The organism is Hallella mizrahii (genome assembly GCF_009695775.1).
Classification (GTDB): Bacteria; Bacteroidota; Bacteroidia; order Bacteroidales; family Bacteroidaceae; genus Prevotella; species Prevotella mizrahii.
Genome location: NZ_VUNG01000031.1, coordinates 1 through 24,587, shown reverse-complemented (window position 1 = coordinate 24,587; position 24,587 = coordinate 1). Strand labels below are relative to the sequence as shown.

The window sequence follows — 24,587 nt, the reverse complement described above, 5'->3', positions numbered from 1 at the left end:
TAAAGATAGAAATGACAAAATACGTAACTCTTCACGATGATCAGCAGCCGCGCAAGCAGTCGATTTGCATACTCGGCTCTACGGGCAGCATCGGCACACAGGCTCTTGACGTCATCGCCCAGCACCCCGACCGCTATGAGGTCTATTGCCTCACGGCGAACAACAGTGTGGAGAAGCTGGCCGCACAAGCCCGGCAGTTTAATCCTGCCGCTGTGGTCATCGCCAATGAGAATCGCTACGAGGAATTCCAGGCCGCGCTTTCCGATCGTCCCGACATCAAAGTCTATGCGGGAAAGAAGGCCTTGGAGGAAATCGTGGAGGCCGGACCGATCGATACTGTGTTGGCTTCCATGGTGGGCTTTGCGGGACTGGTACCCACGATCAATGCCATCAAAGCCGGAAAGAAGATATGTCTGGCCAACAAAGAAACACTTGTAGTCGCTGGCGAACTGATCCTTGACTTGGTGGCTCAGTACCATGTAAGCCTGCTGCCGGTCGACTCTGAGCACAGTGCCATCTTCCAGTGCCTGGTAGGAGAGGACAGAAACGAGGTAGACAAGATCTTGCTCACTTGCAGCGGTGGCCCTTTCCGTCTTTACACGCATGAGCAGTTGGAGCATGTCACCGCTGCCGACGCCCTCAAGCATCCCACGTGGGACATGGGCGCAAAGATCACCATTGACTCGGCATCACTGATGAACAAGGGTTTTGAGGTGATGGAAGCAAAGTGGCTCTTTGGCGTTCCTGCCGACAAGATACAAGTGCTGATCCATCCGCAGAGCATCGTGCACAGTGGTGTGCAGTTCATGGATGGTGCCGTGAAGGCTCAGCTTGGCGTTCCCGACATGCGTCTGCCCATCCAGTATGCTTTCTCCTTCCCCGAACGCCTGCCTCTCAATGGTGAGCGACTCGATCTGTTCAAGGCACAGAAGCTGGAGTTCTTTGAGCCTGACACAAAGAAGTTTGAGTGTCTGGCACTTGCGTACGAGGCTATCCATCAGGGTGGCAACATGCCGTGCATCCTCAATGCTGCCAATGAGGTGGCCAACGCTGCGTTCCGACAAGGACGCTGCTCATTCCTCGGCATGGCAGAGGTTATCCGCAAGACCATGGAGCAGGCTACCTTTGACAAAAACCCAGACCTCGACATATATCTGCAAACAGATAAGGAGGCAAGGGAGATTGCAAGACAATGTGTGGAGGGCTCACTGTAGAGCAGGGCGTTGCACCATCGGGCGCAGCACAACAGCGGCAAACCGAACGAGCGGGCCGCGCAAGAGGCTGGGCCGCTGCATAACAGCGGCAAACCGAACGGATAACTCGGTGCTGACAAGCAGAGGCAAGCATGGAAACAGACCGAGGCTCGGCAAGCTATATGCTGGGCAAGGCCATAGCAAGTAATTCGCAATTAGTAATTTATAAGTTATAAATGGAAATCTTTCTGATTAAGCTTCTCCAGTTCATTCTGTCCATCTCGTTGTTGGTATTGCTTCACGAGGGCGGACATGCGCTGGCTTCCAAGCTCTTTGGAGTCAGGGTGGAGAAGTTCTTTATTTTCTTCGACGTCTCCATCGGCAAGTGGAGCGGCAAGCTCTTTAGTTTCAAGCCTAAGAACAGCGAGACGGAGTACGGCATGGGTTGGTTGCCGCTCGGCGGCTATTGCAAGATAGCCGGTATGATCGACGAGAGCATGGACACCGACCAAATGAAGCGTGACCCGCAGCCGTGGGAGTTCCGCACCAAACCGGCGTGGCAACGGCTTATCATCATGGTGGCTGGTGTGACGGTGAACTTTGTGTTGGCTCTGTTCATCTACTCCATGATCATGTTTCACTGGGGCGAAAGTTATGTACGCGTGGCTGATATGAGCCAGGGCATGAAGTTCAATACAGAAGCCAAACAGCTTGGTTTCCGCGACCATGATATCCTGGTGGGTACCGACAAGCGTCCGTTCAAGGACTTCAATGTTGATGTCTACCGTGACCTTTCCGAAGCTCACTATGCCGACATCATTCGTGGCGGCAAGAAGATGCGCATCTCTCTGCCCGGGCACATCAATTTGTTGGGTATGTTGAAGTCTACGCCTCGTTTCGTGGCTCCGTTTACTCCTGCTGTCGTTGATACTGTGCTGCAGCGTCTGCCTGTGGCAGAGGGCAGCAAAGACTCTATAGAGACACCGGCTTGGAAGATAGGTCTGAAGAAGGGCGACAAGATATTGGCGTTGAATGGTAAGGCTGTTGACTCCTACAATGAGTTTACCGATGAGATCAGCCGTGTCAACGATCAGCTCACGGCTGCAAAGAGTGCTGCCGACAGCCTGCGCCTTCGCAAGGTGACGCTTGTGGTGAGCCGCGCCGCAAATGGTAAGCAGGATACGCTCGCCACTACGCTCACTGCTGACTTGAAGGTTGGCTTTGCTGTACCGAGCATCTATCAGCTCTATGAAAAGGAGATGACGCATAAGAGCTACAGCTTCCTGGAGAGCTTCCCCGCCGGATGCAAGTATGGCTGGGATGTGTTGGCTGGTTATGTCAGCGACATGCAGTATGTCTTCACGGCTGACGGCGCGAAGAGTTTGGGCGGTTTTGGCTCCATCGGCAGCCTCTTCCCCAGTCAGTGGGACTGGTTTATGTTCTGGAAGATGACCGCTTTCCTGAGCATCATCCTTGCTTTCATGAACATTCTGCCCATCCCCGCCCTCGATGGTGGCCACGTGCTCTTCCTTCTTTACGAGATCATTGCTCGTCGCAAGCCTTCAGATAAGTTCATGATCTACGCCGAGTACACCGGTATCACCATTCTGGTTATCCTCATGGTGGTGGCCAATCTCAACGACATCCTGCGCTGGATAGGCGTCATGCAATAAGATGATTATCCATAGTAAAACCATAAAGGGGCGGCTCCATCACGGAGCCGCCCCTTTTACATAACATTATCGTATTCTTAATTAAAGAGAGATATTAATCCGTTGTGAGGATAACTCATAAGGCAAGGTTCAGTCGTTGCTTATGACGACGGTCTTTCCTGAATAGTTTGTCGCGACGATGTTTCCCGCAGCGTCCATGACGAGCTTGCCTTTCAGACCAGTGAAGACGATGTTTCCCGCTCCGTCAATGATGAGTACTTGACCGTTGCGATATCTTTTCATGAAGTTTTTCTCTTTGTCATAGACAATCGTCTGAACGGCGCTTGCATCGTTCTTTTCGGATTGTTCAGCAGTCTGCCACTCCTGTTGAAGCATGGATGCGATATCTTTGTAGCCTTTTTTGTTGAGTCGTCGTATCACCGAGTTGATGATAGAGTCGATTTGCTCATTGGAGAGCGTGCCGTCTGTCACTATGTGGTTCTTTACCGCCTTACCGACAGACTGATAATCTGACATTGATGGCAAGGAAGTAGTGACGTTGGTTACAGTCACGCTGCCGGGTCTTTGTCCGTACACCTTTGTCAGCTTTCCGGTTATCTTGCCTCTTTTAGCCTCGTTCCATTCCAATGCATAGGCGTAGCGTCGGTTGGAATTGTTCTTATCGGCAAAGCATTCCAGCACAAAGTGGTCATAGCCTTTTCCTATGTTTATGCCGCCCACATCGTATGTAGTGGCCAATGATTCTCCATCGCCTTTGAACACGCTGTAGGCTTTGGCAGCATCTTGGTCGAAGGCTATGATGGCATTCTGCACGATGAGAGAGTTTCTTTTCACAGTAAACCCATAGGTCTCCCGCGACGATCGCAGGTCCAGAGTCTTAGGATCTTTCTCGGTCTCATTGGTTGTCGCTACTCCGTCTTGGCGCATAATGAAATCCTTCATCTTTTCTATTCTTTCCTGAGCCTGCCCAAAGAGAGGTGTCATAGCTAACAGACAGGCTGCGATGCAATGAATTGTTCTCATAGTTCTATGATGTTATAGGGTGAATAATGTTGCTGTTTATCTTCACTGTCGATCAGTCGCTTGGCTTGTGCGATTTCCTCGTGAGCTTGTGCGATCATCGCCTTAGTCTCGAGCAAATTGGCCATCAGCAGCGAATGATCAGCTTTGGCGCTGTCATTTATTATTTGCCACTGGTCGACGTCGTGTTGTGCTTGAGCGAGTAGAAGACTGTCTTGATGACCAATCGATATTTCTTTTTCAGAAATGGTGATCATCTTTGTCGAACTTTGTGTAGCTGCAAGCACATGGGGGATAGACCTCTGATCAGAAGTAACCGGTGTGACGGCAGGTCGCTCATTTTCCTTAGATTCAGTCCTTAGGGCAGCATGTTCCTTCAGAGAAGAACGTATTAGTTGCCCGCTGGCATTGTCTGTCGTAATCGTGAGGCTTTGGCTACTGTGTTGCTTCGGCCATATTCCCCATATCAGTCCTCCTGCCAAACAGGCGGCAGCGAGCCAAGGTAGGGTCAGACGTATCATTTTGGATCGCTTGGGTGGTATTGAGGTAGAAGCTGTTTCTGCATTGTTGATACCATTGTCGTCTTGCAGGTACTCCCCCTTCATGCCATTGTCAAACCAAGCAAACATCTCGCGGTAGTCCTCCCACTCCGGTGGAACGGATTGTGTGCGGAAATATTCGCCGAGCAGACGTTCTTCTTCCAACGATGTAAGCCCGTCGAGATATTTGTCGAGCAACGACTGTATATATGCTTTTGTATATGTCTTCATGATTGTTTCCTCCTTTTTCTTATCTCCTCCAACAAGCGTCGGCGCGCTCTGGAAAGTAGTGTGGCCACCGACCGCTCTTCTATACCCAGACGTTGAGCGATAGCCTGATTATCGAGTTCCTCTACCTGCCGTAAGTGCAGTACCGTGTACTCTGTACTTGGCAAGTCTGTCAGTTGCTTCCGCAACCATTCGTCGGTCTCTTGCTCTTCTAAGTGAGCGTCGGCTTGACAGTGGCTGTCGGATGACTCAGTCGGGATCTCTTCTTGGGGAGCTCGGTGCTTTTCGCGTCGTAGCCAGTCGATGGTTAAGTTGTGGGCGATGCAGACCGCCAAGGCTTCAGCTTTTTGTCTTGTGTCGATCTTGGGGCAGACTTGCCAAAGCCGGATCATCGTCTCTTGCGCGATATCCTCAGCCTCCTCCGCTGGAGCCCCATAGCGGCGGCTACTCTCTACGGCTTTTTGTCGTAGTGTAGTGGCTTGGGATATGTATGCTTGGCTGTCCATCTCTTTGTTGCTTTACGTTTCTATAACGCTTCTATCCCTCTATTATCAACAAAGGCGTTGTTGCTTTTAACAATATTTTATATTATATACAGCCGGCAAGTGTAGATCTCTCCTTGACATAAAAAAGAATCCGTACATACCGATTAAAAGTATGTACGGATTCTTTAGAAGATGGTTATTGCTTCCTGGTTTTACATCACCACTTCCACCTGGTGCTCACCCTCAGACCATGGGACGAGGTTGCCGCTGACAGTCTTGCCGTCGAGCGAAATATGCTTCACGCCCTTCTGATGTCCGTCGGGATTGACCACATGAATATGGTAGAGCGCGCCACGGAAACGGCGTTTCACCGTGTATTCCTTTGCTGTCGAAGGTAGGCACGGATCGATGCGCAGACCCTCATAATCGGGTTGGATACCGAGGATGTACTCACTCACGGTGTACCACATCCAAGCCGCCGTGCCCGTGAGCCAACTGTTTTTACCCTCACCGGGGCGTGCAGCATCCTTACCGGCCACCATCTGACAGTTGACATACGGCTCCACCTTGTGCAGCGTTTGGTATTTCTCCTCCACATAGGAAGGAAGAATCTTGGTGTAGTGGCGCCATGCATCGTCGCCGCGTCCGGCTACCGTCTCGCCAATGATCACCCACGGGTTGTTGTGACAGAAGATGCCGGCATTTTCCTTATAGCCTTCGGGGTAGGACGAAATCTCGCCCATCTCCACGTGATAGGTGGTGAAGGCAGGGTTGTTGAGCACGATGCCATGCTCACACTCCATGCGTTCCTTCACTGAGTCAAGTGCCATCTCGGGATAGCCTTTCTCCTTGCCGATGGCAGCCATGGTGCACCATCCCTGGCTCTCAATAAAGATCTTACCCTCTTCGTTCTCGTCGGAGCCAATCTTATGACCGAAATAGTCGTAGGCGCGCAAGTACCATTTTCCGTCCCATCCATGTTTCTCCACAGCCTCTACCATGTCGTCTACAGCCTTCTGTGCGCGGTCGGCTTCGTTGTTGTGACCGAGATGACGGCAGAGAGAGACGTAGTCACGACCCGTGACAACGAAGAGTCCAGCGATCATCAGACTCTCAGCCTTGGATCCTTCGCTCTTGTTCTCCGTCGTTTGGAAGCTCTCGTCGGGGTTCCATGAGAAGCAGTTGAGGTTGAGACAGTCGTTCCAGTCGGCGCGTCCGATGAGTGGCAGACGGTGAGGACCGAGATTATTGATGACATGATTGAATGAAACCTTAAGATGTTCCAAGAGCGAGACCTCAGATCCCGGCACGTTGTCGAAGGGCACAGGCTCGTCGAGAATCGAGAAGTCTCCCGTTTCTTTGATGTAAGCCACAGTACCGAAGATGAGCCAGCAAGGGTCATCATTGAATCCGCCGCCGATGTCGTTGTTGCCGCGCTTGGTGAGCGGCTGGTATTGGTGATAGCATCCGCCGTCGGGGAACTGCGTTGAGGCAATGTCGATAATGCGTTGACGGGCACGCTCTGGAATCTGATGTACGAAGCCCACGAGGTCCTGGTTGGAGTCTCGGAAGCCCATGCCACGGCCGATACCACTCTCGAAGAATGATGCAGAACGACTCATGCAGAACGTGACCATGCACTGATACTGGTTCCAGATGTTGACCATCCGGTCGAGCTTGTCGTTGCCGCTGTCGACCACAAAGATGTCGAGCAACTGATCCCAATAGGCTTTCAGCTCAGCAAACGCCTTGTCGACCTGCCCGCGTGTGGCGAAACGGTCCATGAGCGCATGGGCTTTCTCCTTGTTGATGACCTTTTTGCATTCCCATTTCTTGTCCTGCTCGTTCTCGACATAACCCAGCAGGAAGATGAGGTCACGCTTCTCGCCCGGCTTCAACTCTACCTCGATATAGTGGCTGGCGACGGGACTCCATCCGTGTGCGACGCTGTTGCGCGGCTTTCCCTCCACGACCACCTGCGGTGCCGAGTATTCGTTGTATAGTCCCACGAAGCTCTCGCGGTCGGTGTCGAAGCCTTGGATGGGTGTGTTGACATGGTAGAAAGCATAGTGATTGCGTCTTTCGCGGTATTCCGTCTTATGGTAGATCGTCGAAGTCTGCTGCTCTATCTCTACCTCGCCGGTAGAGAAGTTGCGCTGGAAATTCTCCATGTCAGTGGCAGCGTTCCACAAGCACCACTCCTCAAAGGAGAAGATCTTCAGGCGCTTAACTTCGTTGCTGTCATTCTCCAGCGACAGCATTTGCACCTCAGCGGCGGTGTGAAGCGGCACAAAGAAAAGCACGCTGGCCACCACACCGAGTTTGCTGCCCGTGATGCGTGTGTAGTTCATGCCGTGGCGGCATTCATAGCTGTCGAGAGGCGTGCGGCAAGGTTTCCATCCCGGGTTCCACACTGTGTCACCGTCCTTGATATAGAAATAGCGGCCGTTGTTGTCCATCGGCACGTCGTTGTAGCGGTAGCGTGTGATGCGGCGGAACTTCGCGTCCTTGTAGAACGAGTAGCCTCCGGCAGTATTGGAGATGAGCGAGAAGAAGTCCTCGTTGCCCAGATAGTTGATCCACGGCCACGGTGTCTGCGGATCAGTGATGACATATTCGCGATGCGCGTCATCGAAATGTCCATAGCGTTTGTTGTCCATGTCTGTCATATATAGTTAGTCTTGAAAATGTACGAAGTCAAGCTTTATTGATTGGCACGGCTAAATTAGCTAATTTTCTCCATCTTTGCATCATTATTGGACGGTGTTTCAAAAATATTCACTACATTTGCAAAGATAATACAGATCATAGGATAAAATATAACTAATCATCGAATCCACACCATGAAGAACCTGCTTCTTACTTTTGTCATGGCGTCCATGGCCATGACCTCATCGGCACAGAACCTGCAGAAAGGCGACTACGGCTATCTCTATTGTCACATGAGCGACCGGGGAGAGTACACTGCTTATGCAGTGAGCCGCGACGGATATCACTATACCGACATCCTCGGCGGCAATGCCATCTTTGATCCCAAGGAGCACGCCCGCATAGAGGGAGGTACGCGCGATGCCTATATCACCCGTGCTTACAACGGCAAAGGCTATCTCATGGTCACTACCGACATGTGTGTGGCCAAGAGCCATAAATGGGACAACTATGGAATCGACCTGCTCAAGAGTAAGGATCTCATCCATTGGACTTCCGTGACCTTTGACTTCCGCAAGGGGTTGAGCATCTTCTGCGATGGTGCCACAGCTCCTTCACCGTATAAAGACTGGTCCGCCATCAACCGCGTGTGGGCACCACAGATCTTTTGGGACCCTAACTATGTGTGGCCCAACGGCGACAAGGGCGGCTATATGGTCTATTACTCTATGCTCAATCGTCCTGAGGAGAAATACGACCGTATGTACTACAGCTATGCCGACAAGGACTTTCAGCGAATCACCACGCCGCGCCTGCTCTTTGACTGGGGCTATGCCACCATCGACTGCGACATCAACCTGCTTAGCGACGGCAAGTACCACATGCTCATCAAGAAGGAAGGCGGCAAGCCCGGCATCTATACAGCAACGTCAGATCACCTCACCTACGGCTGGGGCGAACCCGTTGACGACGACTACGTGAGCTTTGAAGGCCGCAAGAACTGCGAGGGCTCTTCGGCTTTCCAACTTATCGGCGACAGTACGTGGCGCGTGGCCTACATCCAATACAGCGACCAGCCCAAGCACTATCGCATCTGCAAAGCCGACAGCCATCTGCGCAACTTCCACGATCCCGTCGACATCGAGGGTGTCACCGCTCCCCAGCATGGCTCGTTCATGCGCATCACCAAAAAGGAATATGACAGGCTGATGAAGCTCAATAAGAAGAAATAGATCAAGGGTCCTCTCCCTGAAGCCCCCAAAGCCCTCTCCCTAACCCTCCCCCCAGGGGGAGGGAATGAGCCCACCCTTGTTCCCCCCAAAAGGAAGAAGGGAAAAATGATTAGAAGGGAGAAGAAGGAGCAGAATGGGAGAAGAAGATGCAGAAAGGGGGGAAGAGACAGACATTTATTTATACATTATTCTTTATACACTATACATTATACATTACAATGACGAAAGAAGAATTGATGCATGAAGCCATTGCGCTGAGCATAGACAGCATACGGCATGGTGGCGGACCCTTTGGCGCTGTCATTGCGCGTGACGGCGAGATCATCGCCGAGGCCAGCAACAGTGTTACCAAAGACCATGACCCGACGGCGCACGCCGAGGTCAACGCCATACGCATCGCGTGCAGTAAGCTTCAGACCTTTGATCTCCAAGGTTGTGAGATCTATTGTTCGTGCGAGCCCTGTCCGATGTGTCTTGGTGCCATCTACTGGGCCCATCTCGACAAGATCTATTATGCCAACACACGCAAGGACGCTGCTGACATTGGCTTCGACGACGACTTCATCTATCACGAGATCGCGCTGCGTCCCGAAGACCGCGATAAAGCCATGGAGCGCCTGTTGCCGCAGGAAGCGATCAAGGCGTTTGAGCTGTGGCGGAACAGCAAGGATAAAGTCGAATATTAATCCGTTTCGGGGAAAACAGTCGGTGGAATTGTTAAAAACCCTCAATAAATTTTGCGCCCAGTAACCATAATGTCAATGAAAGCGTATTGAAGATAGAACATTTAGAAAATATTCATCGTATTAGGAAACTACAAATGAAAAAAGCAATGACACTGGCCTTGCTGCTGGTCTTTACCCTGCTGGCCAACGCACAAATGCTCAACCCCGTGAAGTTCTCTTCCCATTTGAAGACCAACGGATCGGCTGAGGCTGAGATTGTGTTCTCCGGAAGAATCGAGAGCGGATGGCACGTTTATTCCACCGGACTCGGTGCTGACGGTCCTATCTCCGCCACTTTTAATGTCAACAAGCTCGACGGCGTGCAGCTTGTCGGCAAGTTGAAGGCTGTGGGACACGAGATTTCCTCTTTCGACAAGCTCTTCGACATGAAGCTGCGCTACTTCGAGAATAGCGTGCAGTTCGTGCAGAAGATCAAGTTCACCAAGCCTACTTACTCCATCGACGCTTATCTGACCTATGGTGCTTGCAACGACCAGAACTGCCTGCCGCCCACTGATGTAAACATTAAGCAGTCGGGCAAGAGTCCTGCCGTCGACGTTGCTGCCGCGAAGACTGCCGCCGCTTCTGCCACAGCCGCCGGTGCTCAGCCCGGTGCCCCCATGTCTGCTCAGGAGCAGGCTTTGATGCTCAAGGCTCAGGAAGGCGATCCCGAGGCTGCCGCAGCCTTGGAGCAACTCAGAGTCGACTCGCTTGCCAAACTACAAGCCGACTCTGCCGCACAGGCTGCTGCCGCTGCCAGTGCCTCACTCTCCAGTGCTGATAAGGACATGCTCTGGCGTCCGGTGATCAAGCAACTCCAGCAGTTCGGTGGTACGGGCGACATTGCCAACCACTCCTTATTATATATATTCCTCATGGGACTCGTGGGCGGACTGCTCGCCCTCGTCATGCCCTGCATCTGGCCCATCATCCCGATGACGGTCAGCTTCTTCTTGAAACGTTCCAAAGACGACAAGAAGAAAGGTATCCGCGACGCCGTCACCTATGGCATCTCCATTGTGGTCATCTATCTCGCCCTCGGTATTGGCGTGACGGCGATCTTCGGTCCCAACACGCTCAACGCGCTTTCTACCAATGCTGTCTTCAATATCTTCCTGTTCCTCTTGCTGGTGATCTTTGCCGTGAGCTTCTTTGGCTGGTTTGAGATCAAGTTGCCGGACAGCTGGGCCAACAGCGTAGACTCCAAAGCCAGCAAGACGACGGGTCTGCTCTCTATCTTCCTCATGGCGTTCACCCTTGTGCTCGTCAGCTTCTCCTGCACTGCCCCGATCATCGGCCTGCTGCTGGTTGAGACCGTGACATCGGGCAACTGGGTCGGTCCCGCCGTGGGCATGTTTGGCTTCGCCTTGGCTTTGGCCATCCCGTTCTCGCTCTTTGCCATGTTCCCGACACTGATGAAGAAGAGTCCGAAGAGCGGTTCTTGGATGAATCAGATCAAGGTGGTGCTCGGCTTCGTCGAGCTTGCCTTCTCGCTGAAGTTCCTCAGCGTGGCTGATTTGGCCTATGGTTGGCACATCCTCGACCGAGAGGTGTTCCTCTCTCTTTGGATTGTCATCTTCCTGGCTTTGGGCTGCTATCTGGTCGGCTGGCTGAAATTCCGCAGCGACGAAATCGGTGGCGAGCTCAACCGTCCCATGCCTGTCCCTGCCGTGATGCTTGGCTTGTGCTCCATCGCCTTCGCCGTCTACATGCTGCCGGGCCTGTGGGGTGCTCCCTGCAAAGCAGTCTCGGCTTTCGCTCCTCCTATGAACACACAGGACTTCAACCTTAACACGAAGACCGTCGAGGCTAAATACAAGAACTATGAGGAAGGTATGGCGGCTGCCAAAGCCTTGGGCAAGCCAGTGATGCTCGACTTCACAGGCTATGGCTGCGTCAACTGCCGTAAGATGGAGGCCTCGGTCTGGACAGATCCCCAAGTGGCTGACAAGCTCGAGAAAGACTATGTGCTTATCTCGCTCTATGTCGATGACAAGACGCCATTGCCAAAGCCTATCGAGGTCAACGACAACGGACAGCACCGTACGCTGCGCACCGTCGGCGACAAGTGGAGCTATCTCCAAAGCCATAAGTTCGGCGCTAACGCCCAGCCTTTCTATGTCACGGTCGACAACGAAGGCAATCCGCTCAGTGGCTCGTTCAGCTATAAAGAGGATGTGCCCGCCTATCTCGACTTCCTGCAGAAGGGCCTTGACAACTACAAAGCCGGAAAATAAACCTGTGGCCCTTCGGGGCTACAGTATTCTTCAGCAAATTGATACCTATCTACTATGAATAACAATAGTGAACTCAATCATTCCATTATCTCTCTCATAAAAAAAGAGGTTGTCCCCGCCATTGGCTGTACAGAGCCAATGGCCGTGGCCCTCTGTACCGCAAGAGCCACGGAGGACTTGGGCAAGCGTCCGTCTCATATCTCGGTGCTGCTGAGTGCCAACATGCTGAAAAACGCGATGGGAGTAGGCATTCCCGGTACGGGGATGATCGGACTGCCCATTGCCATTGCGCTCGGTGCGCTCTGCGGAAAAAGCAAATACCAGTTGGAGGTGCTGCGCGACCTGACGCCCGACATCCTCGAGGAGGGAAAGAAATATATCGAGGGCGATCATATCGACATCAATCTCAAAGAGAATATCACCGAGAAACTCTATATCGAGGTGACCTGCGAGGCTGACGGCGACAAGGCAACGGCGATCATTGCCGGCGGCCACACCCATTTCGTCTATGAGGAAGCCTGCGGCAAGGTACTCCTGGACAAGCGGGCTTGCCTTGGCGGCAGTGCCGAGGAGGAAGAGGTACAGTTGACCTTGCGCATGGTGTGGGACTTTGCCACCACAGCACCGCTCGATGATATCCGCTTCATCCTGCAAACGCGCGACTACAATATCCGTGCGGCCGAGGAGAGCAAAAAGGGCAACTACGGCCACTGTCTGGGTAAGACCATCGACCGCCCTTTGAGTCATGGCATCTTCGGCAAGACGATCTTCTCGCATATCATCTCCGAGACGGCTCTGGCCTGTGACGCCCGTATGGGTGGCGCCATGATTCCCGTGATGTCCAACTCCGGTTCGGGCAACCAGGGCATCTGCGCTACCAATCCTGTCGCCGTGTATGCCGAGGAGAACGAAAATACCGAGGAGGAACTCATCCGTGCGCTGACGCTCTCGCATCTCACGGCCATCTACATCAAGCAGAGCCTTGGCAAGCTCAGTGCGCTCTGCGGTTGTGTGGTGGCAAGCATCGGTTCGAGCTGTGGCATCGTCTACCTGATGGGTGGGGACTTCACGCGTGTCTGTCATGCGGTGAAGAACATGATCGCCAACCTCACGGGCATGATCTGCGACGGCGCGAAGCCGAGTTGCTCGATCAAGATCTGTTCCGGTGTGTCCTCAGCCTTGCTCTCCGCTCTGCTGAGCATGGAGGGCGAGCACGTCACCGCCGCCGAGGGCATCATCGACGAGGACGTGGACAAGAGCATCCACAACCTCACCAGCATCGGCAAAGAAGCCATGTGCTCCACAGACGACATGGTACTCAACATCATGACGCACAAGGGCGGGTGCTAAGCACTTCGCTTTGCTCAATATAAAAAAGGCTCACTCGAGCTGACAGACGCTGATGTCTGTTGCTCGAGTGAGCCTTTTTTGTTTTTTATTCATTCGCCTCAACCACCTTCCTGAGCTCTTCTGGCAGTTGCAGGCTGTCGCAATGGACGTGCTCAAGAAGCTCCTCACCTTGCCTGGTCAGATGGAAGCGCATGCTGCGGCCGTCCTCCTTGCAGATGCGGCGACGGATGCTGCCGCTCTTCTCCAGTGAGGCGATGACCTTCGAGGCGTTGGAGCGGGTGAGCCCCATCTCGTCGGCAATCTCGCCGGCCGATAGATTTTCTTTCTCCGAGAGCAGGCAGAGGAGCATCATCGCGTTGATATTCACGCCCAATGAAGCCTCCACCTGCGTCTCAAAAGCCGTGATGGCCTTGTAGATCTTCCGGAGTCTACAGATACATTCTGTTTCCATTGTGCGCAAAGGATTATTCTGGGAGGAGAATCTCCTTGATGGCCTCGTCGAACTGCGCACGGTTCATGGCCCCCACCTGCACCTGTGGATCACCCTGCTTCGGGATGAAGAAGATCGTAGGGATGGAGCGGATGCCAAATGTGGCGGCAAGCTCTTGCTGCTGATCCACGTCCACCTTATATACATCGATCTTTCCGGCGTATGTCTTGGCGATGTCTGCCACGATTGGCGCTGTAGCCTTGCAAGGACCGCACCAGGTGGCATAGAAGTCGATGATCACCGGTTTGTCACCTTCAAACACCCACTCCTTGGGATGTACGTCGTAGTTCATCACCTTCTCCTTGAACTCCTGGGTTGTTAACTCCTTTACTTCCATATTCTTTTTCTCCTTTTTCTTTGTTGCTGTTTGCTCTTGCGCCTTGGCGTTGCTACGCTTCTGACCGTCGGGCTGTGTGGTTTTGCCCGTGCATGAAATGCTGAGGGTCATCGGAAGCAAAAATAAGAGCGACAGCAGGGTTGAACTTTTACTCATATATATACTTTCCGTTGGAAAACAGTGCAAAGATAGGGTTTATTTTCCAAAGTAACAAATTTCCAAAGGAAAATAACGGTTTTTTGACGTATATTAACCAATTTCGGTTGTTACGTAACTATTCTGTGAATTCCTTTTGGTGGATAGCATCCACATCGTTTGGGTGGTATTACCCCGTTAACGGTGCGGCAGGCGGTGAGAAAGTAGGGGCGGGGTTTATCCCCGCCCTAACCCCGCAAAGATATAAAAAACATGTGGCACGGGGTGTGGATTGATTACTGTCACGGGGGTTAGGGCGGGGATAAACCCCGCCCCTACGGTGGATGATGTCACTACCGATGGAGAAGTTAGCAAGTAGTTATTAGTTAGAAGTAAGTTTTTTACTGCATTACCTTTTTATTTTCTGCCTTTTGGCCTACATTCGCTGAGTAGTTACGTTGTTACCGCTTGCCGTCATCGCTTTTTGTCGCACCCATGCTGCTTAGGTGATCTTTTGTCCGCGAAACTGACATTTTTCCGCGCTCATACAGGCGATTTTCAGCAGCAAGATGTTCTTAGGGCTGATTTTTGCGAATTTCAGCGATTTTTTATAAGGTGCTGAAACATAGTGCTTTATGGAAAAATGATAAAATCGGTCGAAATAAAAAAGGTTGTTTGATGGAAAATTCTCTAGAGAATTTTCCATCAAACAACTGTTTTCTCATGTTCATCTCAGTTGTTTTACCTTGTCATCTCAGTGTTTTGATGCTGTCAAACCATAGTTCTTTCCCCTTCATCAGGCAGTTTCCCTCATTTTATGCTTCAAATCTGAGGTCAGTAAGTCGATTTTCCGTTTTCAGCTTCTCTGGATTGCAAGTTCAGAAAGAAGGAGTTTTGTCAGGATTATTCTCTGTGCCGTCATCTGTCCGGCACGTTTGTTGAATTCTAAACAAAGAACATGATGATCATCTGCGCGATGACGACTCGGATGAACATGCCCAAGGGATAGACCGAAGCGTAAGAGATGCTGGCCGTGTCGCCTTTGAGCGTGTCGTTGGCATAGCCCAGTGCCATCGGGTTGGCCATGCTGCCGCAGAGGATGCCACAGATGGTTCCGAAGTCGTAGCGATGGGCTTTGAGAGCGATGATGCCGATGATGAGGATGGGCACGAGGGTGATGAGGAAGCCTATGCCCACCCAGACGAGGCCCTCAGGTTTGATGACTGTGGAGAGGAAATCTTTGCCGGCATCGAGTCCCAGACAAGCCAAGTAGAGGCTCAGTCCCAATTTGCGGAGCATGAGGCTGGCCGAGCGCGTCGTATAAGAGATGAGGTGGAGGCGGGGACCGAGGGCTCCGACAATGATGCCCATGATGATCGGGCCACCAGCAATGCCCAGGCGGATCGGTGACTCCATGCCTGGCAGGCTGAGTGGAATAGAGCCGAGGATGAGACCGAGCACGATGCCGAGGAAGATGCTGCCGATGTTTGGCTCCTCCAAAGTCTTGACCGAGTTGCCAAAGAAATGCTCAGCATTGTCGAGGTTCTCGTGCTTGCCCACGATAGTGATGCGGTCGCCGTATTCCAGTCGCAGGTCGTCGCTGGCCAACAGCTTGATGTCGCCACGGATCACGCGGCTGACGTTGACACCGTAAGCCTGCCTCATGTGCAGTGCGCCGAGATGCTTGCCGTTGAGCGAAGGACGTGTGATGACGCATACGCGGCTCTCTACGTTGGCGTCGATGGCGTTCCAGTCGATGTCTTCTTTATTCCAGTCCTGATCGTTTTCCTTCTTTCCAAAGAGCAGCGTCATGGCCTGCTCGTCCTCTTTGTTGGTGACGACGAGCAGTTTGTCGTTGACGTGCAGTTCTGTCGTCGCTACCGGTACGAGCACCTGCTTGCCGCGCCAGATGCGTGAGATAATGAACTTCACATGAGTCATCAGAGCAATCTGCTGGATGGTGCGGCCGATGATTGCCGGGTTGATGGCGGTGAACTGTGCGATATAGGTATGGTTGTCGTCGCTGAGCTTCTTGACTTCGAGATCAGCCGGTTTCACAAAGAACTTACGGATCAGGACCATGGCGATGATCACGCCGACCACGCCGAGCGGGTAGGTAACAGCCGTGGCCAGTGCCGTGTCGCTGCTGGGCAGTCCGGCGTGAGCCAGTGCCTGCGTGGCGGCACCGAGGGCAGGTGTGTTGGTCGTAGCACCGCAGAGCAGACCTGTCATCACCGGTATGCTGATGCCTGTCAACGGCGAGAGTGCCAGCGCAAAGGCGGTGCCCAGGACGATGACGGCCAGACTCCACACGTTGAGCATCATGCCCTCGTGGCGAAGCGAACCGAAGAAGTTGGGACCCACATGCAGTCCCAGACAGTAGACAAACATCGACAGGCCGAAGGTCTCGGCATAGTCGAGCGTCACCTTGTCAATAGACATGCCGATATTGCCGGCTACGATACCCACGAAAAACACGAAGGCGATGCCCAGCGAGATGCCCATGACACGTATCTTGCCTAAAGCCAGACCGGCAGCGATGATCACAGAGATGATGACAACGGTCTGTATCGAAGAATGAACAGTAAAGAGGGAAGTTAACCAATCCATGTTATTTACAACATTGTATACTTGTAGTCTTCTTGCATTTCGCAACAGCGGAGATTACTCATCCAGTACGTTGAGATAGTTTTCCAAGGGTATGCCACGGTTCTTGTCGGCATTGTTCTTGTTGAGATCGATGAGGCGATAGACAGCGTCCATGGCGATGCGGGTGGCAAAGCGCAGTGCTTTGCCGTTGAGCAGGTTGCCGATGAGCACAGCCGAGAAGATGTCGCCCGTGCCGGGGAAGTGCACCGGTATCTCGGTGTAGGGCAGCAGGAAGTATTCTTTCAGCTTGTCGTTGTATCCTGCCACGCAGTGCTGGCCCTCAACGGGAATGGAGGTGATGAGCACCGATTTGGCACCTGTGGCGTGCAGCTTGTCGAGCAGCGTGCGTGCCGCTTGCTTGCTGACGCCTTCGGCATGGTACTCGCTTCCCGTGAGATAGCAGGCCTCGGTATGGTTGGGAAAGATCAGGTCAGCCACAGCGATCATCTCCAGCATGCTCTGGATGGTGGCCGGCGTCACGCCATTGTACAGTTTTCCTTCGTCGCCCATGATGGGATCTACGAATATCGTCGTGCCGTGGGCAGCCTCCTGCTTGCAGTATGCCGAGACGATCTCGGCCTGACGCTCGGAAGCTATGAAGCCCGTGGCGATGGCATCGAAGCTAAAGCCCAGCTCCTTCCAGACGGGGAAAACACCTTGGATATAGTCGGTGGTATCGAGAATATTGAACTTGCCATAGTCCAGCGTGTTGCTGACTAAAGCGGTAGGCAGGTTATAGGTGGGGAGCCCCATGTAGGAGAGGATGGGAAGCATGGCTGCCGTAGCCACCTTGCCGTAGCCTGCCATGTCGTTGATCAGAAGTATCTGTTTCTTGTTCATATCATCGATGAAATACAGTGCAAAGGTAGTAAAAACTATAAAGATAGGAAAGTAAAAGCCACGAAAAGTTCTGTGATTCCGATAAATGACGAGGCTTGTCGCTTGAAGGCGGAGAGGCGAGGATAGGAAAAGGAGTTGTGAGAATGTGAACGAACACAATGGACACGATGATTAAAATACACAAAAAGAGTGTAAAACGTTTTGCGGTCTCAAAGATTAATCGTAATTTCGTACAAGAATTTAAATCCTATACCCTAAGAAACATGACGACAAGAAGTGACAACGACTACTGTTTGATATTGGCGGGCGGTAAGGGACAGCGTTTATGGCCTTACAGCCGAGAGTCTTATCCCAAACAGTTCATTGACTTTTTTGGTACCGGACGCACACAGTTGCAGCAGACCTATGACCGCATGGCCAAGCTGGTGGCTCCCGCCCATATCTTTGTCAGTACAAACATCGACTATGTCGACCTCGTACGCAAGCAGTTGCCTGAGGTGGCGCGCGACCATATCCTTGCAGAACCCGTGCAGCGCAATACGGCACCGAGCCTGGCTTGGGCTGCTTATCGCATTGCGCGCGAGGATGCCAAAGCCAATATAGTCACGGTGCCTTCTGATCAGGCGGTGATGGACGAGGCTGCTTTCGAGCGCAATGTCCACGACGGCTTTGCCTTTGTCTCGGCGCACGAGGGCTTTCTAGTCATGGGTGTCAAGCCGACACGGCCGGAACCAGGCTATGGCTATATCCAGTTGGGCGATCCCGTGGAGGAAGGCTTCTATACCGTGAAGTCGTTTACCGAGAAGCCTGAGCGGCAGTTTGCCCAGGTGTTTATGGACAGCGGTGAGTTTTACTGGAACACAGGCGTGTTCTTCGTCAATGTGAAGACGGCGTGGGAAGAACTGACCAAGCAGCTGCCCGTGGTGCTCAGACAGCTCGACAACATCAACTTCTATGCCTCTCCCGACCAGGAGGAGAGCTATATGCTCGAGCATTTCCCCTCTTATCCCAACCTGAGCATTGAATCGGCCACACTGGAGAAGGCTGAGCACGTGCACGTGATGCGCTGTAGCTTTGGCTGGGCCGACCTGGGCACATGGCATAGTATGTATGAGTCACAGCAGAAGACTGGCGACGACAATGTGGTGGTGGGCTCTGACGTGATGATTGAAAACAGTCGTAACAACATCATCAAGTTGCCGAAAGACCGCTTGGGCGTGATCAGCGGTCTCGATGGTTTCATCGTGGCTGAAAAGGACAATGTGCTGCTCATCTGCAAGAAAGAAGACTCTTCTGCCCTCATCCGCAAGTATGTCAATGAGGTGGCGCTGAAGAAGGGCGAGAAATATGTTTAGCGTCATCGCGCCACGATGTTGAAGGAAAGATCCATGATATTGAGGAACTATCCTCGATATTGAAAGATGAACACTACTATATTGCAGGAGCAAATCCGCGATATAGAAGGAATATATCAACGAAAAACTCCCCGACTTTTCCCAATGAGAAAAGTCGGGGAGTTTGTTTTACCATACTCAAATGATGGTTTCCAGAGTTGAACTATCCTCCTGCCGTGTGCAAGGGTGAGCTTTTTCCCTCCCTTTAGGGAGGGTTAGGGAGAGTCTTCTACTACAGTTTCTTAAACTCCGTGTAGATCTTGTCAGCGATAGCCGCCATCTCCTCGTCGGAGAACTTCACGTGCTTGTGGAAGTCCACGTCGGCTTCGCTGTTGATAGGCATCAGATGGATGTGGGCGTGGTTGACCTCCAGACCGAGCACCACCTCAGCTACTTTCTTACAAGGAAAAGCAGCGCGGATGGCGCGTGCCACCTTCTTGGCAAAGACCTCAAAGTCGGCCAAGTCCTTGTCGTCCATGTCGAAGATATAGTCAATCTCCTTGCGTGGCACCACGAGGGTATGTCCCTTTACCACCGGATTGATGTCGAGAAAAGCATAGAACTTGTCATCCTCGGCGCACTTATAGCTGGGAATCTCCCCAGCAGCAATCTTACTGAACAATGTAGCCATAGTCTTGTTCTCCTATCTGTTAATGGGTTAATGATGTTGTCTGCCTCCTTGCCGGACTTATTCGCCGATGGAGATCTTGTCGATCTGCAGGCGGATGGTGCCGCGCGGAATCTTGATCTCGGCGATGTCGCCTACCTTTTTGTTGAGCAGGCCCTGGGCGATCGGCGTGTGGATAGAGATCTTGCCTTTCTTCAGATCGGCCTCGCTCTCGCTGACGATCGTGTAGGTCATCTTCTTCTTTGTGGCGAGATTGGTCATCTCCACCTTAGACATGATCTGCACCTCCTCGGTAGAGAGTCGGCTGGTGTCGACGATCTTTGCCTGAGCGATGGTGAGTTTGATGTTGTTGATTTTCGCTTCCAAGTGGGCCTGAGCCTCCTTGGCTGCGTCATATTCTGAGTTTTCGCTCAGGTCGCCCTTGTCAGCGGCCTCGGCGATGGCGGCCGATGCCTTGGGGCGCTCTACTGCTTCGAGTTCGTGAAGCTGGGCTACGAGTTTGTCGTAGCCTTCTTGAGACATGTAAGCCATAATTGTTTCTGTTTAATTGTTTCGTTTCAAAAGGGCAAAAAAGAAAAGAATTCCAACATCGTAGAATGTCGGAATTCCATCTCTCTGTTTGCTCGTTACCTATATGTTCTGCAAAGGTAGGCATTTATTTCCGAACGAGCAACTTTTTTAATGTTTATTTTGCTTTCTCCTATAACTCGTATCTTTACTGCGATTGTTTACACTGGGAACCACAGAAAGCACGAAGATGTTTCGCCTAGAGCGTCCGAGATACAATAGCGATACAAGAACCCTGTTTTTACCCGATTTTCGAACCTTCTGCAATGCCCCCAAATGATGCTTACCCTACCTTTCTAAACTCCTGCGGTGTCTGGCCAGTAAGCTTCTTGAACAGGCGCGAGAAGTATTGGGGATACTCGAAGCCGAGGGCATAGGCTATCTGGCTGACGGTGTCGGTGGTTGTGGTGAGGCGGTGGCGGGCCTGAGCGATGAGCTGCTGCTGGATGAGCTGCTGCGGACTATTGCCTGTTTGGGCTTTTACGAGGTCGCCGAAGTAGTTGGCCGAGAGGTTAAGCGCATCAGCAAAATAACGTATGGTGGGCACTCCCTGACGGGCGGCAAGTCCATGGGCGAAATAATCCTCGAGCAGGATGGTGAAACGCTGCATGAGCTGGCTGTCGATGGGTTCGCGGGTGATGAACTGGCGATCGTAGAAGCGCACACAGTAATTCAGTATCAGCGAGATATTCTGTGCCATCAACTGGCGGGTGTGACGGTCAATGCTGCGCTCCAGCTCCATCTCGATGTTGCCGAGGATGTCGTACAATTGCTGGCGCTCACGCTCCGAGACGTGCAGAGCCTCGTTGACCGAATATCCGAAGAAGGTGTAGGGCGACATCGACAGCCCCTGCATCAGCGTCGGTGAGAAGATGAGCATCACACCCTTGTAGCTCTGTTCGAGAGTGCCAAGTTCAACATCGTGCTCGGGGGCGAAGAAAAGCAGCGTGCCGTTGTCGTAGTCGTACTCATTGCGCCCGTAGCGAACGGTGCCGCAGCGCGCATCCTTATAGACCACGCAGTAGAATCCAAACGTATAGCGTGTGTTACTGAACGAGCTGCAATCGGCAAGGTCATCAAGATGGATGACCTCAATGAGCGGGTGGCGCACATCGTCGCGTCCGAGGGCATGCATGAATGCCGACACCGTGGGAAAATATATTTGTTTCATCTTCATGGTGCAAAGATATAAAGATTTCAGCAGATAATGATTATTATCCCACTTTTTCTATCTTTATGCTATCCAGCTCCTGCTGATAGATAACACCTCGCTCCTTTGAGAAGAAGTCGATGGTCAGGGCGGCAAGAGCTATTAGGATGAGTGCCAATGCGGAAGCACGGAGCCAGGGCTTATCGCAGAAGGCAAACACGCAGATGGCGATGACCATCATGACGACAGAGACGATGATGGTCCGCGGATATATCTTCATGAAACCGTCCACGCGGACTTTCTCGCTCTCCAGAAACTTCTGCGGTGACTCCTGATATTGCTCCACGAACAGCTTCTGGCGCGTGTGGTTGCTATAGGCCAGCGAGCCTCCGAGTGCAATAAGGATGACTGCCACCACCGTCAGCGGCAGGATGATGGCGCGAGCCGACTCCGACGTACCCCAGCGCCAAGCTACAAGGGCAAGCAGAAGGCATATCGTGCCTCCTGCTATCATAGCCAAATCCTCTTGGATTTCGCCTGTCACCCATTTGTTTGTGTAGTCAATCAGTTCCATTCTATCTGCAATTATATCCGCCGTCAACGTTGAGGATGGTTCCCGTCAGGAATTTATTGTCGGGACTTGCCAGGTAATAGATGGCCAGAGCAATGTCCTGCACCTCGCCCATGCGGTTCATCGGATGGATAGCGGCAATGCCCTTCTCGTCGTAGGCACCGGCATCGATGGCGTGCTTCAGGATGTCGGTCTTAATGGCACCGGGAGCAACGGCGTTGATGCGGATTCCCTGTTGGGCGTAGTCGATGGCAGCAGCCTTGGTGAGTCCCACTACGGCGTGCTTCGATGCGCAATATTGAGCGGTGTAAATCAGACCGTTGAGTCCTGCGATAGATGCCAGGTTGACAATGGTGCCACCGCCAGTCTTCAGCATGGCGCGGATGGCGTACTTCATGCCGTAGTAAACGCCCAGCACGTTGGTGTCCAGCTGCTGCTTGAACTCCTCCGTCTCGGTGTCGGCCAGAGGTGCGGCACCCAGCGAGATTCCCGAGTTGTTGACGATGCTGTCCAGCTTGCCGAACTTTGCCACCGTCTGCTCGATGACCTGAGCCACCTGCTCCTCTTTCGTCACATCCAACTGGAAAAAGGTCATATCCAGCCCCTCGTTCTTGGCTTCCTCGACAAAGGCGTTACCCTTCTTTTCGCTTCTGCTTGTGATGACCACATTCCAACCGTTCTTTGCAAACTGATAAGCCGTAGCCTTACCGATACCTGTTGTACCACCTGTAATGATAATTGTTCTCTTCATAATGTACGTTTAATTAAGGATTTGTTTTAATTGCTCTCGCCGCAGAGTTTCGCGGTGTGTTTGAATCATGCTACAAAGGTACGGTGACTTTGTCAAACTGTACTAAACAAATTACTGAAAGGTGTATACAAATTACTGATGGAAAAAAATAGGTTCATCCGACAGTTCGAGTGATACGGCAATCATGAAGGGCGTAAAGCCTTAGCCTGAATTATTCATATTAACAAAAAAAGAAGCTGTATTTCTTGTGTAATTCAAGAAAAAGTATTCACTTTAAAGTGTTCAAAATCAAATTAATACTTGCTCGCTCCTCGAAAGACACTCTTCCTTCCAAGATGGGCCGACTGATCCCTGATGACAGAACACAATGCCTTGTGCGTCATTCATATAAGGAGATGGTCTGTCAGCGTGTAAATCAGATTCTCTGCGGTTATGAGGATGCCAATGATTGTGACCGGCTGCGCGGTGACAGTGCCTTAAAAATGTTAGTAGGACGACGTCCGTCAGACAAGGACCTCTGCTCCCAAGCAACGATGACACGTCTGGAGAACAACGTCGACAGCAAGACTTTGTACAAAATTGGGGAACTGTTCGTAGAGCAGTATGTCAAGTCCTTCACCAAGCCGCCCCGCCATGTAATACTTGATGCCGATGATACGAACGCCAATACGTACGCCAATACGTACAAGGGCACCAATATACGGTTCGTCGTCACGAAGAACAGGAACAACTCACCCGAAACCATCTACAAAAGATATTGCAAGCGTGGTGAGATGGAGCTCTGGATAAAGGACATCAAGTATTTCAAGGCAGACCGTATGTCATGCAACTCATACTGGGCCAACTATTTCCGCCTTTCCCTCTATGCAGCGGCTTTTGTCATCGCACATACGATGAAGCATGAGCTCTTCAACGGCACTGCCATAGAGAGCTTCACAATGGACAGCTTTATAAAACGCATCATGCTCAGTGCTGTATACATTGTGGAAAAGAAGACATTCATACACGTTAGTTTTTCACCACATCACAGGCACCTCGAAGAACTGGCCGTCGCCTTGGAAAGGCTAGCCGCTTAACGCACCCTGACAAAACGATTTCTTAGACATGCCTGAACAAGGCATGAGACTCTGCATGCCCATAAGTCAAATTCGGGAATGATTTAAACCTTGAAAACACCCATAAGCGGCTACTGGAGACATCTTAATGACAGTATAAGTTCGACAAAACGACAGATTCTATCCGACAGTTCAGCGTTTGTAGAGAAGAGAAACAGTCTTAGGACGGTATGAATTATTCAGGCTAGAGAATTTTGTGTCATCTCACCTTTTTTGTAAGCTCTAGATAAAGGCCATTTATTTATCTCACTATAAATCAACAACTTAAGAAAAAGCTCGAAAAATCAAGAAAATCAGCGCGATGACCACATTGCTGGCAAAAAACGCAAAAATAAGGCCTCTAAAATGTCAGTTTATTCAACAAGTATAGATACCTACTGCGACACATGTTACTTGCAAGGCTCCGTTGTCTTGCAGTCCTGTTTACCCCTGAAGACATTCGTTGAGCCACTTTGTTGGGTCAGGTTTGTCATAAAGACATTGTTTTGATCCTTCATAATTCGTAAGCGTCCAAAAATGACGTATTGCTTAAAGCCTTAAAATCTGTTACTTTTGTCCTCGACTTAAATTCATACAATTTATGGAGAGAACATCAGATTTTGAACAGCTGCTCTTCCTATATAAGACGG

At 51.6% G+C, this 24,587-nt stretch carries 20 protein-coding genes and 1 pseudogene; 8 read left to right on the top strand and 13 right to left on the bottom strand.

Annotated features, from left to right (window positions below; translation table 11 throughout):
- The first annotated feature begins 11 nt into the window (after positions 1-11).
- Both FYJ73_RS11100 and rseP read left to right on the top strand, forming a co-directional pair.
- Entirely contained in the window at positions 12-1,214 is a 1,203-nt protein-coding gene (locus FYJ73_RS11100) for a 1-deoxy-D-xylulose-5-phosphate reductoisomerase (protein ID WP_154534788.1), read from the top strand.
- 215 nt (positions 1,215-1,429) lie between these two features.
- Positions 1,430-2,866: an RIP metalloprotease RseP gene (gene rseP, locus FYJ73_RS11095; protein WP_154534787.1), complete on the top strand. Its 1,437-nt coding sequence runs from the start codon at positions 1,430-1,432 to the stop codon at positions 2,864-2,866.
- Positions 2,867-2,995: 129 nt separating this feature from the next.
- Here the strand turns inward: rseP and FYJ73_RS11090 are convergent, their stop codons facing one another.
- The 4 genes from FYJ73_RS11090 to FYJ73_RS11075 all read right to left on the bottom strand — a co-directional run bounded on the left by FYJ73_RS11090 (position 2,996) and on the right by FYJ73_RS11075 (position 7,798).
- Positions 2,996-3,889, bottom strand: coding sequence for a DUF5024 domain-containing protein (locus FYJ73_RS11090; protein WP_154534786.1), 894 nt, complete (start codon positions 3,887-3,889; stop codon positions 2,996-2,998).
- Positions 3,886-4,656, bottom strand: a complete 771-nt coding sequence (locus FYJ73_RS11085; RefSeq protein ID WP_154534785.1) for a hypothetical protein — start codon at positions 4,654-4,656, stop codon at positions 3,886-3,888. Before FYJ73_RS11085 ends, FYJ73_RS11090 begins: the two co-directional genes overlap by 4 nt.
- A complete protein-coding gene (locus FYJ73_RS11080) occupies positions 4,653-5,159 on the bottom strand; it encodes an RNA polymerase sigma factor (RefSeq protein ID WP_154534784.1) in 507 nt (168 codons plus the stop codon). Before FYJ73_RS11080 ends, FYJ73_RS11085 begins: the two co-directional genes overlap by 4 nt.
- A 191-nt stretch (positions 5,160-5,350) precedes the next feature.
- Complete coding sequence (locus tag FYJ73_RS11075) at positions 5,351-7,798, bottom strand: glycoside hydrolase family 94 protein (protein WP_154534809.1); 2,448 nt, start codon at positions 7,796-7,798, stop codon at positions 5,351-5,353.
- A gap of 183 nt (positions 7,799-7,981) precedes the next feature.
- Here FYJ73_RS11075 and FYJ73_RS11070 point away from each other — a divergent pair, with 183 nt between their 5' ends.
- The 4 genes from FYJ73_RS11070 to FYJ73_RS11055 all read left to right on the top strand — a co-directional run bounded on the left by FYJ73_RS11070 (position 7,982) and on the right by FYJ73_RS11055 (position 13,331).
- Positions 7,982-9,019 (top strand): glycoside hydrolase family 43 protein, encoded by a 1,038-nt coding sequence (locus tag FYJ73_RS11070; RefSeq protein WP_154534783.1) that lies wholly within the window; start codon positions 7,982-7,984, stop codon positions 9,017-9,019.
- A 218-nt stretch (positions 9,020-9,237) separates the two neighbouring features.
- Positions 9,238-9,705 (top strand): nucleoside deaminase, encoded by a 468-nt coding sequence (locus FYJ73_RS11065; RefSeq protein WP_154534782.1) that lies wholly within the window; start codon positions 9,238-9,240, stop codon positions 9,703-9,705.
- Positions 9,706-9,839: 134 nt separating this feature from the next.
- Complete coding sequence (locus tag FYJ73_RS11060) at positions 9,840-11,981, top strand: protein-disulfide reductase DsbD family protein (protein ID WP_154534781.1); 2,142 nt, start codon at positions 9,840-9,842, stop codon at positions 11,979-11,981.
- Positions 11,982-12,035: 54 nt separating this feature from the next.
- Positions 12,036-13,331, top strand: coding sequence for an L-cysteine desulfidase family protein (locus FYJ73_RS11055; protein ID WP_154534780.1), 1,296 nt, complete (start codon positions 12,036-12,038; stop codon positions 13,329-13,331).
- A gap of 85 nt (positions 13,332-13,416) precedes the next feature.
- Here the strand turns inward: FYJ73_RS11055 and FYJ73_RS11050 are convergent, their stop codons facing one another.
- The 4 genes from FYJ73_RS11050 to FYJ73_RS11035 all read right to left on the bottom strand — a co-directional run bounded on the left by FYJ73_RS11050 (position 13,417) and on the right by FYJ73_RS11035 (position 17,782).
- Positions 13,417-13,782, bottom strand: a complete 366-nt coding sequence (locus FYJ73_RS11050; RefSeq protein WP_154534779.1) for a MarR family transcriptional regulator — start codon at positions 13,780-13,782, stop codon at positions 13,417-13,419.
- A gap of 13 nt (positions 13,783-13,795) precedes the next feature.
- On the bottom strand, positions 13,796-14,314 hold the full coding sequence (gene trxA / locus FYJ73_RS11045) for a thioredoxin (protein ID WP_154534778.1): 519 nt from the start codon (positions 14,312-14,314) through the stop codon (positions 13,796-13,798).
- 924 nt (positions 14,315-15,238) lie between these two features.
- Positions 15,239-16,903 (bottom strand): putative transporter, encoded by a 1,665-nt coding sequence (locus FYJ73_RS11040; protein ID WP_154534777.1) that lies wholly within the window; start codon positions 16,901-16,903, stop codon positions 15,239-15,241.
- A gap of 54 nt (positions 16,904-16,957) precedes the next feature.
- Positions 16,958-17,782 carry a pyridoxamine kinase gene (locus FYJ73_RS11035; protein WP_154534776.1) on the bottom strand — a complete coding sequence of 275 codons (825 nt, stop codon included), beginning with the start codon at positions 17,780-17,782 and terminating at the stop codon, positions 16,958-16,960.
- 263 nt (positions 17,783-18,045) lie between these two features.
- On the opposite strand from FYJ73_RS11035, the gene FYJ73_RS11030 reads away from it, so the two are divergent.
- Positions 18,046-19,137 (top strand): mannose-1-phosphate guanylyltransferase, encoded by a 1,092-nt coding sequence (locus tag FYJ73_RS11030; RefSeq protein ID WP_154534775.1) that lies wholly within the window; start codon positions 18,046-18,048, stop codon positions 19,135-19,137.
- A 271-nt stretch (positions 19,138-19,408) separates the two neighbouring features.
- Here the strand turns inward: FYJ73_RS11030 and FYJ73_RS11025 are convergent, their stop codons facing one another.
- The 5 genes from FYJ73_RS11025 to FYJ73_RS11005 all read right to left on the bottom strand — a co-directional run bounded on the left by FYJ73_RS11025 (position 19,409) and on the right by FYJ73_RS11005 (position 22,843).
- Entirely contained in the window at positions 19,409-19,807 is a 399-nt protein-coding gene (locus tag FYJ73_RS11025) for an HIT family protein (protein ID WP_154534774.1), read from the bottom strand.
- A gap of 57 nt (positions 19,808-19,864) precedes the next feature.
- The gene (gene greA / locus FYJ73_RS11020) at positions 19,865-20,335 is read right to left on the bottom strand and encodes a transcription elongation factor GreA (RefSeq protein WP_154534773.1); all 471 of its coding nucleotides are present in this window, start codon (positions 20,333-20,335) and stop codon (positions 19,865-19,867) included.
- A gap of 319 nt (positions 20,336-20,654) precedes the next feature.
- Positions 20,655-21,542, bottom strand: coding sequence for a helix-turn-helix domain-containing protein (locus FYJ73_RS11015; RefSeq protein WP_154534772.1), 888 nt, complete (start codon positions 21,540-21,542; stop codon positions 20,655-20,657).
- Positions 21,543-21,585: 43 nt separating this feature from the next.
- Complete coding sequence (locus FYJ73_RS11010; RefSeq protein WP_154534771.1) at positions 21,586-22,095, bottom strand: hypothetical protein; 510 nt, start codon at positions 22,093-22,095, stop codon at positions 21,586-21,588.
- Between the two features lies 1 nt (position 22,096).
- Complete coding sequence (locus FYJ73_RS11005; RefSeq protein WP_154534770.1) at positions 22,097-22,843, bottom strand: SDR family NAD(P)-dependent oxidoreductase; 747 nt, start codon at positions 22,841-22,843, stop codon at positions 22,097-22,099.
- Between the two features lie 293 nt (positions 22,844-23,136).
- Between FYJ73_RS11005 and FYJ73_RS11000 the strand changes: the two are divergent.
- Positions 23,137-23,919: pseudogene (locus FYJ73_RS11000) on the top strand (transposase); the annotation flags it as partial.
- Between the last annotated feature and the right edge of the window lie 668 nt (positions 23,920-24,587).

Bases quoted from the DNA above. Each gene is read 5' to 3' on its own strand.
- FYJ73_RS11100 (WP_154534788.1), top strand. From the start codon at position 12: ATGACAAAATACGTAACTCTTCACGATGATCAGCAGCCGCGCAAGCAG.
- rseP (WP_154534787.1), top strand. From the start codon at position 1,430: ATGGAAATCTTTCTGATTAAGCTTCTCCAGTTCATTCTGTCCATCTCG.
- FYJ73_RS11090 (WP_154534786.1), bottom strand. From the start codon at position 3,889: ATGAGAACAATTCATTGCATCGCAGCCTGTCTGTTAGCTATGACACCT.
- FYJ73_RS11085 (WP_154534785.1), bottom strand. From the start codon at position 4,656: ATGAAGACATATACAAAAGCATATATACAGTCGTTGCTCGACAAATAT.
- FYJ73_RS11080 (WP_154534784.1), bottom strand. From the start codon at position 5,159: ATGGACAGCCAAGCATACATATCCCAAGCCACTACACTACGACAAAAA.
- FYJ73_RS11075 (WP_154534809.1), bottom strand. From the start codon at position 7,798: ATGGACAACAAACGCTATGGACATTTCGATGACGCGCATCGCGAATAT.
- FYJ73_RS11070 (WP_154534783.1), top strand. From the start codon at position 7,982: ATGAAGAACCTGCTTCTTACTTTTGTCATGGCGTCCATGGCCATGACC.
- FYJ73_RS11065 (WP_154534782.1), top strand. From the start codon at position 9,238: ATGACGAAAGAAGAATTGATGCATGAAGCCATTGCGCTGAGCATAGAC.
- FYJ73_RS11060 (WP_154534781.1), top strand. From the start codon at position 9,840: ATGAAAAAAGCAATGACACTGGCCTTGCTGCTGGTCTTTACCCTGCTG.
- FYJ73_RS11055 (WP_154534780.1), top strand. From the start codon at position 12,036: ATGAATAACAATAGTGAACTCAATCATTCCATTATCTCTCTCATAAAA.
- FYJ73_RS11050 (WP_154534779.1), bottom strand. From the start codon at position 13,782: ATGGAAACAGAATGTATCTGTAGACTCCGGAAGATCTACAAGGCCATC.
- trxA (WP_154534778.1), bottom strand. From the start codon at position 14,314: ATGAGTAAAAGTTCAACCCTGCTGTCGCTCTTATTTTTGCTTCCGATG.
- FYJ73_RS11040 (WP_154534777.1), bottom strand. From the start codon at position 16,903: ATGGATTGGTTAACTTCCCTCTTTACTGTTCATTCTTCGATACAGACC.
- FYJ73_RS11035 (WP_154534776.1), bottom strand. From the start codon at position 17,782: ATGAACAAGAAACAGATACTTCTGATCAACGACATGGCAGGCTACGGC.
- FYJ73_RS11030 (WP_154534775.1), top strand. From the start codon at position 18,046: ATGACGACAAGAAGTGACAACGACTACTGTTTGATATTGGCGGGCGGT.
- FYJ73_RS11025 (WP_154534774.1), bottom strand. From the start codon at position 19,807: ATGGCTACATTGTTCAGTAAGATTGCTGCTGGGGAGATTCCCAGCTAT.
- greA (WP_154534773.1), bottom strand. From the start codon at position 20,335: ATGGCTTACATGTCTCAAGAAGGCTACGACAAACTCGTAGCCCAGCTT.
- FYJ73_RS11015 (WP_154534772.1), bottom strand. From the start codon at position 21,542: ATGAAACAAATATATTTTCCCACGGTGTCGGCATTCATGCATGCCCTC.
- FYJ73_RS11010 (WP_154534771.1), bottom strand. From the start codon at position 22,095: ATGGAACTGATTGACTACACAAACAAATGGGTGACAGGCGAAATCCAA.
- FYJ73_RS11005 (WP_154534770.1), bottom strand. From the start codon at position 22,843: ATGAAGAGAACAATTATCATTACAGGTGGTACAACAGGTATCGGTAAG.